This is a genomic window from Clostridium sardiniense, assembly GCF_016907995.1.
Taxonomy (GTDB): domain Bacteria; phylum Bacillota; class Clostridia; order Clostridiales; family Clostridiaceae; genus Clostridium; species Clostridium sardiniense.
This window is the reverse complement of sequence record NZ_JAFBDA010000009.1, coordinates 31037-50308: the sequence shown is the minus strand read 5'-3', so window position 1 is coordinate 50308 and position 19272 is coordinate 31037. Positions and strand designations below refer to the sequence as shown.

General features: G+C 28.0%; 15 protein-coding genes and 2 pseudogenes. 5 read left to right on the top strand and 12 right to left on the bottom strand.

Annotation, left to right across the window (positions count from 1 at the left end):
• The first annotated feature begins 194 nt into the window (after positions 1-194).
• Positions 195-539: a hypothetical protein gene (locus JOC62_RS09235; RefSeq protein WP_204594979.1), complete on the top strand. Its 345-nt coding sequence runs from the start codon at positions 195-197 to the stop codon at positions 537-539.
• Positions 540-549: 10 nt separating this feature from the next.
• On the opposite strand, the gene JOC62_RS09230 is transcribed toward JOC62_RS09235, so the two are convergent.
• Together JOC62_RS09230 and JOC62_RS09225 are read right to left on the bottom strand one after the other, a co-directional pair.
• The gene (locus JOC62_RS09230; protein WP_204594978.1) at positions 550-1293 is read right to left on the bottom strand and encodes a hypothetical protein; all 744 of its coding nucleotides are present in this window, start codon (positions 1291-1293) and stop codon (positions 550-552) included.
• 489 nt (positions 1294-1782) lie between these two features.
• Positions 1783-1932 carry a hypothetical protein gene (locus JOC62_RS09225; RefSeq protein ID WP_204594977.1) on the bottom strand — a complete coding sequence of 50 codons (150 nt, stop codon included), beginning with the start codon at positions 1930-1932 and terminating at the stop codon, positions 1783-1785.
• A 219-nt stretch (positions 1933-2151) separates the two neighbouring features.
• Here JOC62_RS09225 and JOC62_RS09220 point away from each other — a divergent pair, with 219 nt between their 5' ends.
• Positions 2152-2751 carry a hypothetical protein gene (locus JOC62_RS09220; RefSeq protein ID WP_204594976.1) on the top strand — a complete coding sequence of 200 codons (600 nt, stop codon included), beginning with the start codon at positions 2152-2154 and terminating at the stop codon, positions 2749-2751.
• Between the two features lie 105 nt (positions 2752-2856).
• The gene (locus tag JOC62_RS09215) at positions 2857-3222 is read left to right on the top strand and encodes a CoA-binding protein (protein WP_204594975.1); all 366 of its coding nucleotides are present in this window, start codon (positions 2857-2859) and stop codon (positions 3220-3222) included.
• A gap of 102 nt (positions 3223-3324) precedes the next feature.
• Here the strand turns inward: JOC62_RS09215 and JOC62_RS09210 are convergent.
• From JOC62_RS09210 to JOC62_RS09190, 5 genes and pseudogenes are all read right to left on the bottom strand, one after another.
• A pseudogene (locus JOC62_RS09210) lies at positions 3325-3576 on the bottom strand (family 1 glycosylhydrolase); the annotation flags it as partial.
• A gap of 95 nt (positions 3577-3671) precedes the next feature.
• The gene (locus tag JOC62_RS09205; RefSeq protein WP_204594974.1) at positions 3672-4097 is read right to left on the bottom strand and encodes a MarR family winged helix-turn-helix transcriptional regulator; all 426 of its coding nucleotides are present in this window, start codon (positions 4095-4097) and stop codon (positions 3672-3674) included.
• 19 nt (positions 4098-4116) lie between these two features.
• On the bottom strand, positions 4117-4575 hold the full coding sequence (locus JOC62_RS09200; protein ID WP_204594973.1) for a hypothetical protein: 459 nt from the start codon (positions 4573-4575) through the stop codon (positions 4117-4119).
• A 176-nt stretch (positions 4576-4751) separates the two neighbouring features.
• Positions 4752-5654, bottom strand: coding sequence for a 3'-5' exoribonuclease YhaM family protein (locus JOC62_RS09195; protein WP_204594972.1), 903 nt, complete (start codon positions 5652-5654; stop codon positions 4752-4754).
• A 308-nt stretch (positions 5655-5962) separates the two neighbouring features.
• Positions 5963-7342 (bottom strand): FAD-dependent oxidoreductase, encoded by a 1380-nt coding sequence (locus tag JOC62_RS09190; protein WP_204594971.1) that lies wholly within the window; start codon positions 7340-7342, stop codon positions 5963-5965.
• Positions 7343-7584: 242 nt separating this feature from the next.
• On the opposite strand from JOC62_RS09190, the gene JOC62_RS09185 reads away from it, so the two are divergent.
• The gene (locus tag JOC62_RS09185; RefSeq protein ID WP_204594970.1) at positions 7585-7926 is read left to right on the top strand and encodes a DUF1622 domain-containing protein; all 342 of its coding nucleotides are present in this window, start codon (positions 7585-7587) and stop codon (positions 7924-7926) included.
• 235 nt (positions 7927-8161) lie between these two features.
• Positions 8162-9520, top strand: a complete 1359-nt coding sequence (locus JOC62_RS09180; protein ID WP_204594969.1) for an MATE family efflux transporter — start codon at positions 8162-8164, stop codon at positions 9518-9520.
• A 253-nt stretch (positions 9521-9773) separates the two neighbouring features.
• On the opposite strand, the gene larA is transcribed toward JOC62_RS09180, so the two are convergent.
• From larA to JOC62_RS19345, 5 genes and pseudogenes are all read right to left on the bottom strand, one after another.
• The gene (gene larA / locus JOC62_RS09175) at positions 9774-11048 is read right to left on the bottom strand and encodes a nickel-dependent lactate racemase (RefSeq protein WP_204594968.1); all 1275 of its coding nucleotides are present in this window, start codon (positions 11046-11048) and stop codon (positions 9774-9776) included.
• Between the two features lie 58 nt (positions 11049-11106).
• Complete coding sequence (gene larB / locus JOC62_RS09170) at positions 11107-11853, bottom strand: nickel pincer cofactor biosynthesis protein LarB (protein WP_204594967.1); 747 nt, start codon at positions 11851-11853, stop codon at positions 11107-11109.
• 19 nt (positions 11854-11872) lie between these two features.
• Positions 11873-12667 (bottom strand): ATP-dependent sacrificial sulfur transferase LarE, encoded by a 795-nt coding sequence (gene larE / locus JOC62_RS09165; RefSeq protein WP_341534802.1) that lies wholly within the window; start codon positions 12665-12667, stop codon positions 11873-11875.
• Positions 12668-12724: 57 nt separating this feature from the next.
• Positions 12725-13870 (bottom strand): annotated as a pseudogene (larC, locus tag JOC62_RS09160) (nickel pincer cofactor biosynthesis protein LarC); the annotation flags it as partial.
• 210 nt (positions 13871-14080) lie between these two features.
• A complete protein-coding gene (locus tag JOC62_RS19345) occupies positions 14081-18811 on the bottom strand; it encodes a S8 family serine peptidase (protein ID WP_204594966.1) in 4731 nt (1576 codons plus the stop codon).
• Positions 18812-19272: the final 461 nt, after the last annotated feature.

Below are 19272 nucleotides of genomic sequence, written 5' to 3'. Positions count from 1 at the left end.
CCTCTATAAAATATATGATGATACTTCTTTAATTAATCCTTTTTCATTTAAATAATTATGTAAATTATTCTTTACTAATGAAGACATATTTTTTAACCTATTTTTTACATTATTTCTTTCTATAGTAAGTTGAAATAACTATTTAAAGGAGTATAATATCATTAATTAAACTATTTAACTTAGGAGAGATAGATATGGCATTTATGAACTTCTTCAAAACTGAAGATGAAAAAGAAGATAAGAAGCAAGACAATAGACCTACTAATATTGGTGGATTTGACAATTGGGAGGAAGCACTAAAATCTATGGTTAATGATCAAATTTCTAAGCATGAAGAATCTATGAAAAATGCTTTTACTGAAATATCAAAAGATATTAATTTAAATTCTCTAACTGATATAGAATTTGATAAATTAATAATAGATAAGGCTACCTATTTTGAAGAAAATAAAAAAAATTTAGAAGATAAATATGATGAGAAAGATTATGATAAATTAATCTACAAATTCACAGAGGATATAATAAAAGAGTACAAATAAATTGTACTCTTTATTCTTTATACTCTCTAAAAAATATATTACTTGGCTGTAATACTCCATCCTTAAACATATAACTTATTACAACTTCTCCAAACCGTAATGTTGGTGATGCACCTGCAGCTATTATAGCAATTAATTTATTGTTTACCACATCATAATTTATAACATTCCCAAAAACAACATCATCAAACCATAACTCTGATTCCGATTCCTTTATTGATTTCTTAAATAGCTTTCCATTTATATCAACTTTAATATCAATATTATTATCTTCTTTAGTCATTTTTGTTTTAACATTTTTAGATATTACTTTAAGTGGATTTATAACCTTTATTTCATCTAAGCTATTCACTTTAACAACATGTACTTCTTGTGTATATACTCCTGTTCCATGTCCTGTAGTTATTATTATAATTAATTCATCTACTCCATCACTATTTATATCACTTAATATTAATATCGGCTTAAAGGATTCTCCAATATCAACATGCCAAGAAAATTCCTTCTTTTTATCCTTTACCTTAAGCATTATTTTCCTATACTCTCCATTCTTTTCTACATCTTTTTCTGAAGCTAAAGAATATAGTTCAATATGGGTTTCTTGTATCTTAGCTAATAATTTATTATCTTTTTTATAATTACTACTTAGATCTTGTATATTATAACTATATAAATGAGAATAACTTAATCCTGATAATACCGATGTTAAACTTATAATAACTATAAATACTCCTAACCTTATATTACAAAACATAGTAATCACCTCAATATTTTTTTTAATAAAATATATTTAAATTCATTAATCTCATTTATTAATAATTATTAAACTTTAATATTTCACCTCTTATACAAATACAATTTTATGTAATTAATGATATTATTAACATAACAATAGATGTATTTATTAGAAGGTATAAAATAATGAAAACTACTAATATAAAACAAAAACTCCCTGCTATAGTATTATTAATTATAACCTGCATCCTAATTACACTATCATTTGCAGGTATGAGCTGGGCATTATTACCTGTATCTATATTGCCTATTATTCTATTCTTTTTTCCGCTTGGAAATGATGATGAAAATAATCATTACCACTTGTTAAAATAATTATTATATTATTTATCTTAGATTTAAGATTAAAATAACTATACTATAAAGTTTCTATAGTATAGTTATTTTAGTTAATAAAAAATAGTAAGTATATTTTTTAAACATATAAATATACTTACTAGCTATTGATTTATTTTTCTTTATTCTTTAAATCCTTATCTACTTTTTCTAAGTAATCTGTTTGCTCCACTATATTTTCTTCAAAGCTTTGTACAGCACCCTTTGTATAGTTTCCCATCATATAAGGATTTACTTTTCCTTTTAATCTATCCTTTGACATATAATCACCTCATAGATTAGTTTTCCATTTAACTTATTATATATTCATATAATCTCCATACAGACTTTTCTATATAAAATATTACTCTTATTTAAAATATATTTTTAACATTTACTTATTTAGAAATTAATTACTTAATATGTATAATTAACATATATTTTAAATATATTTCATTTATCATTAGTATTAAAAGTTTATTATAAAAAGGAGTAGATAATAATGAAAAAATTTATATTAATACTATTTACATTAATTCTTTCATCACTAATTATTAGTTGTAGCTTTGTAAATGATAAGAAGAACACTGATAATACTAATTTAAAAATTGAACCTAAAGAACCTAAAATATCTTCAAACGATACCTTAGGTGCAGATATGACTACACTAGATTATGCATCTGACGATATTATTATTTTTCATGGATATTTTGGACTTTTCGTGTTTGATACAAAAGCTTCAAAGATAATTAAAAGTATTGATCTAAAACCTATTAATTGTAGCTCTACTCAAGGTGATAACTTTTGTGAAGTATTAGTAAATAAGGATGGTACTATAATACAACTTCATAATAGTTCAAGTGAAAAAATGTATGTATACACTCTAGAAGATAATTCATTGATTGAAACTACTTATAAACCTATGGAGGATTCTTTTGAACTTCTCCCTACACCTGAAAGCATTAGAGTAAATGATATTAGTTATAGTTATGAAAGTGTAAAATTTGATAATGGAGAATTAGGATATTTAATCGCCTCAGACTTTACAGTTGGATCATTGAAATATATTAGAGGAGATAAATCTTACTCTATATTTAAATAAATAATTTTTTATATTATAAAAATAACTAAAATAATCCTCTAAGCTATAAAATAAATATTTTATAGCTGTTTGTAAAATACTTATTATATGAAAGGAGTGTTTAATATGACTACTAAAGATATAACTTCATTTAAAAATTGGGTTGTTATTGGGGATATAACAAATAGCGAAAAATATGCTTATAAAATTCTAAGAAAATTCAAGGATAAAGATTATAATGTATCTGGAGTTTATCCTAAAGGTGGCGATAATGTTTATAAATCTTTACATGACGTTCCTTATAAAATTGATGCTATAGATTTATGTATTAACCCTAGAGATGGGTTAAAATTTATTGAAGAAGCTAAGGAAGTTGGAATAGAAAATGTATTAATTCAACCTGGTGCTGAAAGCGCTCAAATATTACAGTACTGCAAAGATAATGATATTAAATCAATCCAAGGCTGTGCATTAGTTAAATTAGGTAGATAATCTAATTGGTATTTATCAATAAATATAAATAGATTCTTTAAACATTTTATATATTAACAAACATAAAGTCAGTAGAAACTTTAATATCTACTGACTTTTTATTTATAGATTATATTCTAATTCTTCTCCATTTGATTCAATTACTTTTTTGTACCAGTAGAAACTCTTCTTTCCTAATCTTTCTAATGTTCCATTACCTTCGTTATCTTTATCTACTTATATAAATCCATAACGTTTTTTCATTTCTCCACTACCTACACTAATTAAATCAATACATCTCCAATGATTATATCCCGTTAGGTCAACACCATCTATCTCTACTGCTTTTTTCATTTCTACTATGTGTCTTCTAATACAAACCATACTGATCCACTAAACTTGTGGAATATTGCTTTCTTCTTTTTATCATTTTTATATTTTTCTTCTTTGCTTGTACTTATCAATTAATTTTATTCCTTAATTTTATTCCTTAACTTTATTAAGTTACCTTTTACTTCTGCAATTTCTTCTTCCGTAAAATTCTTAAATACTTCGTCAAAACTCTTATTTATATGATTTCTGAAATTTTTTGCAAATTCTATTCCTTTATCTGAAAAGACTACGTAAGTATTTCTCTTATCCTCTTCTGTTTTAACTTTCTTAACATATCCTGCTGATTCTAATCTTGTTACTATACCTGATACTGTCCCTTTAGCTAAAAACATCTCATCACATAATTGTGATATAGTGACTTGTCCATTATGAGCAATTAATTTCATAACCATAATTTGTTGATTAGTAAGACCACTCTCTTTTAAATTCTCACTAACTATCCCCATAGTACTTGCATATATCTCTTTTATTAGCATTGCTATCTCAAAAGAATCATATTTCATATTAGTATTCCTCCTAAAGTTAATTGCTATATTTTAATTTAGTATTTTCAAATTTTAATGAACTTATTAAGAAAAATACTCCAGCCATAAATAATGCAAATCCCAATCCCATATAGAATGTTCCTATATAAACAGGATTAAATATCTTTAAAGTTCTTATTGTTATTCCAAAGAAAATCATAAATCCCATTATTAAATAGCTCTTTACATCAAAAAATGAAAATATACAATGTTTATCTAATTTACTATTTATAATTCTAGTAGTATGTTTTCTAAACATCTTGCTAAATATGAATTTGAAGAATACATAAAATATAATAGCTGCAAATATTAAGCTAATAATCCATGTACCATGATTAGTTTGTACATCTTCCCCTCCTAAAGTTAATACTCTAAATCCAGCGAACATCCAAACAATTCCTGCAATTAGTAATAAAGTTCTTTTATTTACTCTAAATATATATTTTTTAAAATCCATAATATCATCTCCTAAAATTTCATAAATTTGTTTGTATGTAAACAAATTAGTTCCTATGCAAACCATTTTATGCTCCTTGTAGAAATTTGTCAATAATATTAATGTAATTTTTTATAAATTGATATAAATAAAAAAGGAACACATATATGCTCCTTTTCATCAATATTTATATAATTTTATAGGTAAAGTCTTGTTTCAAGTCTTCTATCATATTCTGACCATGTACCACTCTCTGTTTTATCTTTTACTTGAGTTATTTTGTTCATAGTAGCATCTATAGAGTCCGCAAAATTAACTATAAAAGCTTCTTCCATCTTAGCCTCTCTAGGAGATCCATATTCTAACTTTCCATGATGCTGAGCTATACAGCCCTTTATTCTACAAACAAAATCATCACTATACATCTCTGGATTCTTTCTAATTGCTTCATCAATCATTTGTATTCCGATTACAATATGTCCTTCCATTTCCCCTCTAAGAGTATATTTAAAAGGACCTTCATAGTAAAGTTCATAAATCTTACCTATATCATGAAGCTTTGCTGAGAGCATTGCTATTTCACTTCTTCTACATTCATACCTATCACAAAGAACAGAAGTTAAATGCATAACATTTAAAGTATGTTCTGCAAGTCCTCCAATGTAATTATGGTGCATAGATACTCCACCTATTCCCTTTTTAAATTTCTCTACAAACTCTTCATTTTTGAAGAAATAATCATTTAATGCTTTTCCTTCTTTAGATGTTATATATGCTCTTGTATACTCTTCAATTTCATTCATTATATCTTCAATTGGTTGTTTTACAGTTGGAAGATAGTCTGATACATCATATTCAGATACAAATTGAAACTTTTTAACATCTAAATTAATATCACGAGTTCCTTCAACTGCTAATACTTTTCCTACTGTAATATCCTCACCTTTTCTATGTATATTAGCCTTTATATCTCCACTTTTATCAGCTAACATACATACTGTTTTAGATGCATCCTTATATATAATTTTCATTACCATTAAAGATAACTTTATATTCTCCCCATTTTTTATATCACATAAAAATTTATCTTTTGCGCTCATATTGTCCTCCAGTTTATATTTATTTTCATTTAAATAGTATATGTAGAAATATATTATTTATATTTTAGACTAACTAATTATAACAAAATTTTATATTAATTAATTGAACAAAATAAAAACCATAGCTATATTCTTAGAAATAATTTAAAATAATCTATGTAAAAAAATAAAAAAGCTACTCATTTTATATTGAGTAGCTTTTTTAGTAATTTAAATATTCATTTATTATTATTCTCAAGCTTAATTTTTATAATTAGGAATGTTAACTATATATTGGAGAGATTTTCTTAAATTATTCTTAGCTAAAATCATTTCATAAATGCTCCTGTAAATAATTCATTGAATCCTTCTATTATTGTTGGATGAGTATAAATATTGTCTCTTAAATATTTATAGCTAATGTTGTTATCCATAGCCATCTTTATAACATTAATTAATTCACTTGAATCTACACATAAGAAGCTAGCTCCTAGTATTCTTTCATTTTCTTTGTTTATTACTACCTTTAGGAATCCATCTGTTTCTCCAATTTGCTTAGATCTTGGAATCGCATTTACTGGCATCTTAGCTACCATTATATCATAACCTTCTTCTTTTGCTTTCTCTACACTTAGACCTACTCTAGAGAAAGTTGGATCTATAAATGTTGAAGTAGCTATATTCTTTCTATCGCTAACTTTTCTCTTCTTCTCTCCAAATAAATTATCAAAAACTATTCTAAAATCGTCTAGTGATATATAAGTAAATTGTAATCCTCCATTTATATCACCTAATGCCCATATATTATCAGTTGTAGTTTTAAGAGTATCTGAAACCTTAATAAATCCTCTCTCATTAGTTTCTACTCCAGCCTTTTCAAGATTTAACCCTTCTATATTTGCTTTTCTTCCTGTTGATAAAAGTAAAGCATCTCCTTCAAATGTTCTTCCATCTTCAGTTTCTACAACTACTCTTTCAGCATTGTTATATACTTTCTTTGTATTAACTTCATTTATTAAGCTTATACCCTTTTTCTCATATAACTTTAATATTGCTTCTACATCATCCTTATCTTCATTCATAAGAATTTGAGGAAGATTATTAAGCAGTGTTACTTTTGATCCAAATCCACTATAAATAGATGCAAACTCTTGACCTATAAATCCTGCACCTATTATTATAAGTTCTTTTGGTAATTCTCTTAAATTCATTAATGTTTCACTTGTAAATACATTCTTTGCAGAATCTACGCCTTCAATGTTTGGTATGAAAGGAAGTGTACCTGTATTTATAAATATTTTATCTCCCTTTAATACTTTAACTTCTTTTGTATCTTCCATAACAACTTTTACAGTTCTATTATCTTCAAAAGATGCTACCCCTGTAAAAACTGTTATATTTTCATTAGAATCTGCTTTATTAAAATTAGCTTTTCTTAAAGCTGTAATTAATACTTCCTTTTTATCTATAGCTTCTCTATACGCTTTATTCTTATCTTCATAACTTTCAAACTTTTGTCTCTTAATTTCATTAGATGAATTTTCTAAGCTCTTTGTTGGTATACAAGCTAAATTAATGCAAGTTCCTCCGTACATCTTAGGGCTCTTTTCTATTAACGCTACCTTTAAACCTCTATTTGCCATATTAGCTGCTAGTGTTTTACCACCTTTCCCAAATCCTATTATTATTCCATCAAATCTTTCTTCCATAATTCTCACTCCTATACTACTAATTCATTTATTATCTTTTGCTTTTTTAATTATATTTACACTTTATCAACTTATAATATTTCTTTCAATTAGGCACTTTTTAGTAACCCGTCGTTACTTTTATTTGGATTTAATAAAATTCTTTTTTATCTATATACTATTCTTGTTATGATATAATACATTTTATAAATAATGTTATTTATTATATATAAATACAAATATAGGAGGTAATTAAATTATATATGAAACATCTTTTAGAAATTCTAATATTAATATTGAATGCTTTATCTATAATAGTTATAGTCTGGGGAGCAGCATTAACTTTTATAAGCTTTATTAAATCAGAAATAAATGTAAAAAATAGAGAAGATACTGTAATGAAAATTGGTACTATTAAAAATCATTTAGGATCATATATATTGTTAGGTCTTGAAATTTTAATTTGTGCAGATATTATTGAATCTATTTTAAATCCAACAATTAATGATATGGTAATTTTAGCATCAATTGTTGTTATAAGGACCTTTATATCTTACTTCTTAAATAAAGAAATAGAATCTGGTCATAAAAAAGCAAATACATAATACAAAGGGACTGTTTAAAGACAGTCCCTTTGTATAGTAATTTGCATATAGTGTGTAATTAACTTTATCCCGCTTTGTAATTTATTAAAAAACTATCATCTCTATAGCTTACACTCTTAAACATATACACTAATAATATTTTACTAAAAATACTAATATATTATTGATAAAATTTATATTAAAAGCTATAATATATTGTTATTTTAATTTACAACATATAGGGGTGAATCAATTTATGGGAAAAGAATTAAATCTTACAGAAGGACCTATTATAAAAAAGCTTATAGCACTTTCATTGCCTATAATGGGAACTTCTTTTATTCAAATGGCTTACAATATGATAGATATGATATGGGTAGGTAGAGTTGGTAGCTCTGCTGTTGCAGCTGTAGGAACTGCTGGTTTCTTCACTTGGCTTGCTATGGCATTTGTTATTGTCTCAAAAATGGGTGCTGAGGTAAAGGTAGCCCAAAGTGTAGGTAGACAAGATTATGATAATGCTAAAAATTATATTAAAGCATCAGTCCAAATCAACATAGTTTTAGGTATTATATATTCATTAGTTATGGTACTTTTTAGAGGACCACTAATTGGATTCTTTAACCTTGGAGATACAACTGTTATACATATGGCTGAAACTTATTTAGTTGCAATTGTTTTTGGACTACCTTTTTATTTTATTAATCCTGTATTTACTTCAATCTTTAATGCAATTGGTAACAGTAAAATGCCATTTTTTATAAATACTTGTGGGCTTATTGTTAATATTATTTTAGACCCTATTCTTATACTTGGTATTGGAGACTTTAAAGGCCTTGGGGTTTTAGGAGCTGCTATTGCAACAGTTATTGCTCAAATAGTTGTTTCTGTGCTTTTCATAGTAAATATACTTAAAAGCAATCATGACTTCTTAAAGGTTAATATTTTAAAAGGTGTTAATTTCAATCATATAAGGACAATATGCAAGATTGGTATACCAACAGCTTTCCAAAGTGGTTTATTTACAGTATTTGCAATGATACTAGGCAGAATCGTAGCTGTTTGGGGTCCTGTACCTATTGCTGTTCAAAAGGTAGGTTCTCAAATTGAATCTATATCTTGGATGACTACAGAAGGTTTAGCTATATCTCTTGGTGCTTTTGTTGGACAAAACTTTGGAGCCAAAAAGTATCATAGAATAATGGATGGATATAAAGCAATACTTGGAATTGCACTATGTGTTGGTGTTTTTGCTTCTATCTTGCTTATATTCTTTGGAAATTATATTTTCTCAATCTTTATACCAGAGCAAGATGCCATAATACAAGGTACATCTTACCTTAAAATACTTGGATATTCTCAAATATTTATGTGTATAGAGATAACTACATCAGGGATATTTAATGGTGTTTCAAAAACTTACATACCATCATTAATCAGCATAATTCTAACTGGTGCTAGAGTACCTTTAGCTTATATTTTATCTAAGCCTGAAGTTTTAGGAATAGATGGCGTATGGTGGGCAGTAAGTATAACTAGTATATTAAAAGGTATTTTAATAATTATTGTACTAATAAGATTTTATAAAACTAAAAAGCTATTTAAAGATAATTAGAGAAAATCAGTTTTAAATTAATATTTTTTTATAGGCAAAAGGACTTTTCCACTTAGTGAAAAAGTCCTTTTTAACATTCTAAAAATAAGTGTAGAGGTTTTGGCTTTTATCTACAAAGCCGTTTTGTTTAAAATTTATTTTTAAACAAAGTCTAAAGAGGTATTTTTTAATTATATAAGAATTAAATCTTAATTATATATCTAAAAATAAGCACATATTAATTTTATATTATTATGAGTTTATTTTTATATCTTTATCTAACTATAACTGATACTCCATCAGGTATTAATGCTACCTTAGCATCTCTTCCTTTAAGCTCATAAGCCTTCTCTAATGCTTCTTCAAAAGTATATGCATGTTTAATATGCATACTTTCTATCATCTTAGGATCACACATATCAGTTACTATATAAACTGTGTACTTATCAAGAATTCTAGCTAGTATTTGGAATTCCCATTGATCTGGTACAGTTTCATTTCTAGGAACTGTAGCTATTCTATCTAAAAGTTCTCTAGGTGATTTTGCATTTGCTAAATTATCATAGAATGATTGTCCACCATGACCATCATCACAGGCTGCTACCATAATTATAACTCCACCTGGATTACATGTAGCTTCAGCAGCAGTCATTCCTTTTACTGCTTGATATATATTCTGATCTAAAGGATGACCTCCATTAGTTACTATTGCAATATCACAATCAACTTTTTTAACTTCTGAAAGCTCAAGTACAAATTTACATCCTTCTTTATGCGCATCTTCACTATCTCCTGCAAAAGCATTTATAACCTTCTTTTCACTGTCTATTACAACATTTAATATAAATGCTAAATTTGCTTTATTAGCTGCGTATAGCATATCCTTATGAATTGGATTATGGCATAGTTTACCTGTCCTTGCATGAGGACTTGATATAAATTCGCCACAATGATTTGCCATTATAGTTGTTGCAGAGGCTACCCCTGGTAATACACTTTTTCTTCCACCTGAGAATCCTGCAAAGAAATGAGATTCTATAAATCCTTCTGCAATAAGAAGTTCTGCTTCCATTGCATACTTATTTAAAACTAAATCTCCACCTGATGGAAGTGTTCCCACATTCACTAACATATTTTCGTCTGTTGATACATGAATAATTATATTTTCGTTTTCTACTATCTCTTCTCCAAACTTATTTATAAGCTCTTCTCTTGTGGTAGGTCTATGGAATCCTGTAGCTATTAATATTTTTATATCTATATCTGGATTTACTTCTCTTATTCTCCTTAAGAGAATAGGCATTGTAACTTTACTAGGAACAGGTCTTGTATGGTCACTAGTTATTATAACCATATCCTTCTTTCCTTTTACTAAATCTTCTAGTCTTTCGCTTCCAATAGGATTATCCAAAGCCTTTTCAACTATTTCCTGCTCTGTTAATTCTGTCTTGTATTCATCTGCCTTAGATTCTAGTACTCCAACAAGATTGTCATCATCCACTTCTATACTCATCATTTTTGTATGATATGGTATTTTAAAGTTTGCCATATTAACAACTCCTTATTATTATGTATTTTTATATTAAATAATTTTTATTGGTATCTTATTAAAGTTTATTTATCATACTTGCAGTATAAGCTGCACCAAAACCATTATCTATATTAACTACAGAAACTCCACTAGCACAGCTATTTAGCATTGTAAGTAATGGGGCTAGTCCATTAAAATGAGCTCCATATCCAACACTAGTTGGTACAGCTATTATTGGCTTATCTACAAGACCTCCTACTACACTAGCTAAAGCTCCTTCCATTCCAGCAATTACTATCAATACCTTTGCACCACGTAAAATATCTAATCTATCAAACAATCTATGTATACCTGCAACTCCAACATCATACACCCTCTCTACTCTATTACCAAATATCTCACAAGTAATAGCTGCTTCTTCAGCAACTGGTATATCTGATGTCCCTGCAGTTACTATTGCGATATAAGAATCGCTAACCTTTTTAGTAGATTTTTCTATTGTTATTGTTCTTCCCAGTTTATTAAATTTAGCATTATCACATATTGAAAGAACAGCATTATACATCTCTTCATTTGCCCTAGTTGCTAGTATATTTTTATTTCTTAAAAGCATATTCTCAATTATCCCAGCAACTTGTTCTGTTGATTTACCCTCACAGTAAATAACTTCTGGATAACCATTTCTCAGTTCCCTATGATTATCTATTTTCGCATATCCTAAATCTGTAAAAGGTAGTGTTGTAAGCTCTTCTAAAGCATCATTAATAGAAACTTTGTCTTCTTTTATAGCTTTAAGTAAATTTTCTAAAGATTGTTTGTCCATATTTCTACCTCTATTTCTTCTAATTTAAACTACCAACCTTATATCCTTCTATATCTAATGTTATATATTTATATCCAATGGTCTTTAACTCTAGTGCTATAGCCTCTAATATTTCTTTATCTAAAATATTTTCAATATCCTTTGGCTGAACTTCAATTCTTGCAAGCTCTCCATGATTTCTTACTCTAATACCTTTAATTCCTAAAGATGAAATAAACACCTCTGCTTTTTCCGTTCTATATAACTTTTCTTCTGTGATCTCTTCACCAATTTGTAGTCTAGTTAATAAGCAAGCATATGCTGGCTTATTCCAAGTTGGAAGATTTAATTCTTTAGAATGGCTTCTTATATCATCTTTTCCAAATCCCACTTCTAATAGTGGACTTTTTACTTTTAGCTCTTTTAATGCTACCATTCCTGGTCTATAATCATTGACATCATCTTTATTAGTTCCATCTATTATATTAACTATTCCAAGACTATTTGCTTTTTCTATGATTTTAGAAAACACCTTTTTTTTGCACTTATAACATCTATCCTTTGGATTGAATTTAATTTCTTCTGCAATAGGCATGTCTATAATTATATGTTCAATTCCTAAAGAAGCAGTTAGTTCTTTAGCCTCCTCAATTTCCCACTTTGGAATATATGGAGATGCAATTGTTATTGCAACAGCATTTTCTTTTAATACATCTTTGCATACCTTAACAAGAAATGTACTATCAACTCCTCCTGAAAAAGCTATAGCAACCTTTCCTAGATCTTTTATGTACTCTTTTAAATTATTTATTTTATTATTATAAACTGATTTAATATTTAAATCTTTATTTTCTGAATACGATTTTATTACCTCTCTGCGAACTTCTCCTAATGCAACACATTTAGCTTTAGCTATTTTTTTGCATACTTCATATTCTGGTTTTACATTTGATACCTTCCCATCATAAAAAGCAACCTTAACTGGTACATCTCCAAATTCACATTTAATAATTTCTTCTTTTCTCTTTAACTTATCTCTTAATACCTCATGTTGTCTAAGTCCTATTGTTGAGGAATTAAGAAAAATTATTTTCTTTATCTCATCTAAATTTTTATTATTACAAATAACTGATAGTTTATATGCAGGTCTTCCTTTTTTCATAAATATTGGTGTATAGAATACATCTAAAGCACCTTTTTGAAATAATCTTTCCATAAGTAGGTCAAATTCTTCTCCTATCATGTCATCAATATTACATTCTATTACATATTCCTTTGAAGAAGCTTCTTTGCTTTCGCCTATCATAGTTCTTAAAACATTAGGCATGTTTACACCATCTTTATATCCTAAGCCATACCCTATATTTTTTATTTCGAAATCTTTTTCATATGTAAACTTAGATGCGAGAGCCTTTAATATAGCTGCTCCTGTTGGAGTCGTTGCTTCAAAAGGAACATTTTTAGCAATTATAGGGACATCTCTTAATATTTCTGCTGTAGCTGGAGCTGGAACTGGTAATATTCCATGAGCACACTTTAAGACTCCATACCCAAGTTCTATTGGGGATGATATTATTAAATCTATATTTAAATAATCTATACAGATTGCAGCACCTACAATATCAACTATAGAATCCACTGCTCCTACTTCATGAAAATGAACTTCATCTATACTTTTATTATGAACCTTACCTTCAGCTATAGCTACTTGATCGAATATTCTTAAAGCTATCATCTTTGTGTTGTCATTTAGATTAGATTCTAAAATAATGTTCTTTATATCTTTATAACTTCTGCCATGATGATGATTATGATGATTTTCTAAACCGTTATGTAAAATACTATCATCTATTATTACACTGGTTCCTGTTATTCCTTGTTTTACTGATTTTTTTATGCTAATTCTAAATTCATCGTTTATACTTAATTTACTTAACTCATTTATTAGATATTCACTAGGAACTCCTAAGTCAACTAAGGCCCCTAAATTCATATCTCCACTTATCCCTGAAAAACAATCATAATATAATATTCTCATATTGGTATGACCTCCTACTATTATATTTTGATTATATATGTAATCATTATCATTGTAAATGATAGTAATTTCTTCTAATTGGCTATTATAGGCCACTAATCACTACTACATTGATATAATAAGACTTTATATATATTTTCTATTATCTTTAAAATTCATATTTAAGTAAAAAGCCTGCTTAAGCTTTATGGCTTAAACAGGCTTAAAATATTAAAGATTTCTTTTTCTTTTACGTAATACTGCAAAGATTCCTGAAGCTGTTACTAACACACATCCAATACCTGCAAGTATAATTCCTAATATATTTTCTTTGTATCCTGTTTTAGGAATTTCTGTAGAATCTCCATTTCTCTCCTTATTATTAGGATCAAGGTTTTCTGAAGCTTTATCTCCTACCTTACCTTTTATATTTTTTCCCTTGGACATTATTGATTTATCTTTTGACATTTCTTTATCATCATTTATTGGATCTACCTTTATTCCATAATCACCATTATTATCCCCTGGAACTGGTACTGGAGTTGGATTTTCTTTCATATTTGCAGGAATCGGCTTATCAACTACAAATCTTACACTCTTTTCTGATGTGTTACCTGCAGGATCTGTAGCTAAAACAGTTAAAATATATTTTCCATTATCCTTTATAGGCTTTCCATCATAGTCTTCTCCATTTAACGTAGCTTTTACTTTACTATTTGGATCATTAACTTTAATTGTTGGTTTTACTTCTGAAGCATATTTACCGTTATTTTCTATTCCATCTACAGTAACAATTGGTGCTGTCTTATCTATAGCAAAGTTTATTAAGTATTCACCTATATTTCCTGCTAAATCTTTTGCTTTAACATTTAACTTATGATTTCCTTCTTCTGAAACTGCTGAAAAATCATAAGGCTTTCCATCTAAAGTCGCACTAACAAGACTTGATCCATCCTCAAGATTTAATGTAGGTACTACTGCTGAATTATAAGCTTTATTATTTTCTACGCCTTGAACTTCTATCTTTGGTGCAGTTTTATCTATAGAAAATTTAACAATTTGCCTAGCTTCTAGAACTTTTACATTTTTAAGCCCTGCACTTATTTCTAAAATATAATCTCCTTCATTAGTTATTGGAGTTCCTATTTTGTATGGTTTTCCATTCAATGTAGTATTCACATAATAAGTATTTTCATCAAAATTAATACTTGGGTTAACATCCTTGTTATAAATTTGTCCATTTGATATATTTCCTAATGAAACTCCAAGCATAGGATTAATATTAATCTTATACTTATTAATAGTTGTATTACCAAATAAATCTTCTGCTTTTACTGTAACAACCTCATTATTATTAACATTTAACTCCTTATTGAATGTTCTTCTTGTTACATCTGATCCATACTCTCCATCAACTGATACCTTTAACAGTACTTCTCCGTTAATTGAGAATTTATATCCCATAGTATTGTCTGAAACATTTCCCTTTAGCACTAATTTATTTGAAGGTATTGTTATTACTCCATCTTTTGAAGCTGCTAAATTATCAAGAGTTATTACTGGTGCTATTGTGTCACAATATATTTTTTCTGATGAATCCATTACCACATTTCCATCGGTATCTTCTGCATATACTGATATATAATTTATTCCCTCGTCTAATGTAACTGGCACTTCAAAGTTTCCATCTGTCCCAATTTTTACATCTATTCCTTTAACCTTTAACTTTCCAATTCCCTCATTAGCATTTCCTTTAATAACAAGATTTTTATTATTAGTTTGAGAGCCTGATTCTAGATTATAGAAAGTTACTTTAGGCTCTACATTCTTTTTAGTTGATACTCTAACTTCTTCCTTGCCTATATTAAATGCATTATCTGATGCTGCAACTTGAATTACATTGTTTGTATTATCTTTTAGCTTAACATCTGCAGTATAGTTTTTTCCATCTGTTGATTTTGAATTAACTTTGGCTCCATTAACAAATACCATGCTAGCATTTACTCCTGAATTATTTTCATCTACTGTATATGTTAATTTATAATCATCATTATCAGAAACACTTTTTGAAGTTATATGAATTTTAGGAGCTGTAACGTCAACTTTTACAGGTATTAATGTTTCTTGTGTTTTAGCATTTTTAAAATCTATTTTTGAGTTAAGTCTCATATAATATTGGCCTTCTGGTGCAACTTCTTCTTTGCCAGTATCCTTATTATAAACTTTACCATTCCAAGAAATACTTCCATTGATGCTAGCTGATTCTCCACCCTTTTCTCCTAAAACTTTCTTATGAAAATTTATATCCTTATTAACATTTTTAGCTATAACATTATTATCTTTATCTAATATATCCACTGAAATTTCTTTAGCATTTCTTAATAAGTATAAAGCTGGTGTTATTTCATCTGATAAATTATCTTTATTAGGAGAGATTGCTATCTTGTTTTCATCTACCTTAACCTTACCATCTTTATCTCTTCCTTCAAAGCCAGCATAATTGTAATCACCACTTTGAGGTACTACTGCAAAAGATGAAATATCATAGTCCTTGCTTTCTTTATCCCATATCATAGGACTTATTATTTTTTCAGCTGACCAATCTCCATAGAAACCCATGTATGGAACTACTAAAGAAATTCCATCTTTATTTTCATTCTTAAATCTTATATATCCTTCAGCGTAATTATTCTTATCTGCTCCTTTATCTATATGCAAAGTTGCCTTAACTTTCACTGTACCATTAGCTGGAACTGTTACCTTTTTATTATCAAAGCTTAATTTTGCATTCTTAAAAGGAATATCATAATTCATTACTTGAGTTTTATCCTTTTCTGGCTCATATGACGTTAATACTCCTCCTGGAGTTTCTAGACTATACGTTTCTTCCTTATCTCCATAATTTTTAAGAGTTATATTAAAGCTTGTACTATTTCCAACTTCTTTAATAGATATTGTTGCTTGTCCATCATCGCCTACCGCTATTACATTATTTTTTAAAGCATTTTCAGCTTGAACCATACCTGAGCCTTGTCTCCTTGGTGAGTATGGTAAATTATTATTTTTATGTCTCTTATCATTTAATATTTCTGCTGTATTTATTAAAGTATTTTTTGTATAAGTTACTAAGTCCCTTCCTGAAAGTTTTATTCCTCTTTCTTTTAGACCTTGTAATACTAATGCAGTTACTCCACTTGTGTTAGGAGCTGCCATAGATGTACCACTCTTGCTACCATATTTATTATTATTTAAAGTTGAGTATATATTTCCACCTGGCGCTGTAATTTCAGGTGCAAATTGTAAATCTGGTGTTGGACCCCAAGAAGTAAATGATGACATTTCTCCAGCATCTACATTAAGAATTCTTGAATTTTTACCTTCAAACTTAATCTTTGCCCCATTAGATTTTAATTTTAAACCATCATCTTTTGAAACAAATAATGCCGGTATCTTTAACCCATCGGCTTCCTGCATATTTATATATCCTTCTTCTTTGTTATAAACAATGACAGCTGATGCCCCAGCATTTTGTGCATTATTTTGTTTATCTACAAAGCTTATTTCACCTCTTTGTACAAGAGCAATTTTTCCTTTAACATCTTTTCCTTTAAAATCACTTTCTTTACCTAGTCCACAATCTACTATCTCTAACTCTTTATCACTTTTAAATACATCGCTTGGGTCTACACTCCCCTGAGTAAAGCCTATATGCGAAGTCTCTCCATTCTGTTTCAATGTTAAGGCACTTAAAGTAGTACTTGTATTTTCATAACTTGCTACTTCAATTGCATCATCTGCAAGTCCTGGTGATCCTACTGTAGCAGTATCTTTTTGATTTTTATGTACAAATGGATGTGTTGATGTTGCTGAGTTTCCTGCTGAAACTACACATACTACCCCTGCATCTGTTGCTTCTTTAATGGCCCTTTGCTCTGGATCATTGGCATCTACATAACCTGCTATAGATCCTAAACTCATATTTATTACATCTGCTCCAAGCTCTACTGATTTTTCAACTGCAGCTACAATATCATCTGAGTATGCTCCTTTTATCTTTGGATTATTTGAGAAAACTTTCATTGCTAAAAGTTGTGATTCTGGAGCGACTCCTTGAACTGCCTCTCCTTTTTCAGCATCTGAAGCATTTCCATCTGCTCCAACTATACCTGCTACATGCATTCCATGCATGCTTCCAGACTGATCAATAATTTTATCATTTTTATCTGCAAAATTATATCCATATGGAATCTTTTCAGTATAGTATTTACCAGGTCCATTTGGCTTTTTATTAGTTATTTTTAATTTTGCTTCATTTGCTGGTGATTTCATATCCTTATGAGTATAATCAATTCCAGTATCAATTATAGATACTACTACACCCTCACCTTTATATTTATAGTCTTTCCAAAGATTTATATTTTGAGTTAATTTCTTAGCTGTTGCCATTGTAGGATAATAAACTTTAGCTTCTGTAACTTTTTTTACTCCAGACAAGTCTTGAATTTTATCAATATCTTTTCTTTTTGCATCAATTGAGAATCCATTGATTACATTCCCATAAGAATTTCTAACTTTACTATCTGTAATTTGTTCTACCTTTGCCTTTACATTTAATTGTGACTTTACAACAGAATTAACATCTGCCTTTGTTGCCTTTTTAGCATCCCCAATTTTTTCAGCAGCAGATTTTTCATTTAGTTGTACAATAAGTCTTACTACTTCATCTGGATTATTTGAGTCTGTTAAGTCTTCATTCTTCTTTATCCCAGTTGAATTTTTGTGGGCAAACTTATCTCCAGTCTTAATCTTGCTGGCTGTTTCCTTTAATAGTTCTTGTTCAATAGATGATACATTTTTATGTTCATCAGCCTTTACCATGCTAGGATTTGCTGTAACTAGAATTGAAGTCAAAACGGCTCCACTTACTAAGCTAGAAGTAACCCTGCTAAATTTAGATTTCATTAAAAGCCCCCCTTATTAATTGAAATCTATTAAGCAATATGAAATTTTATAATTATAAATACATATAAATATTAGGCATGCCTTTAAGCTAAATATTTTATATAAAAATTGATTTTATATTTAAAATTATTTATCTTTCATATTAGCTCAACAAAATTCATTAAATTATTTATATATATACTTTTTTAAGTAATATATTCCCCAATTATAAATAAACTAGATAAATTTCCCGAACATTTTATTGTAAAATTTGTATTTTATTAATTATTAATTGTAAAATTTGTATTTTATTAATTATTAATTGTAAAATTTGTATTTTATTAATTATTATAAATACTTTATTATTATTGTAAAATTAAGTCAATACATCCTTGAATTATTTATTATTTTTATGTTTTTTATAATATAATTTTAATTATTTGGAAAATAATCCAGCAAAATCAAATGCTTAATTTATAATT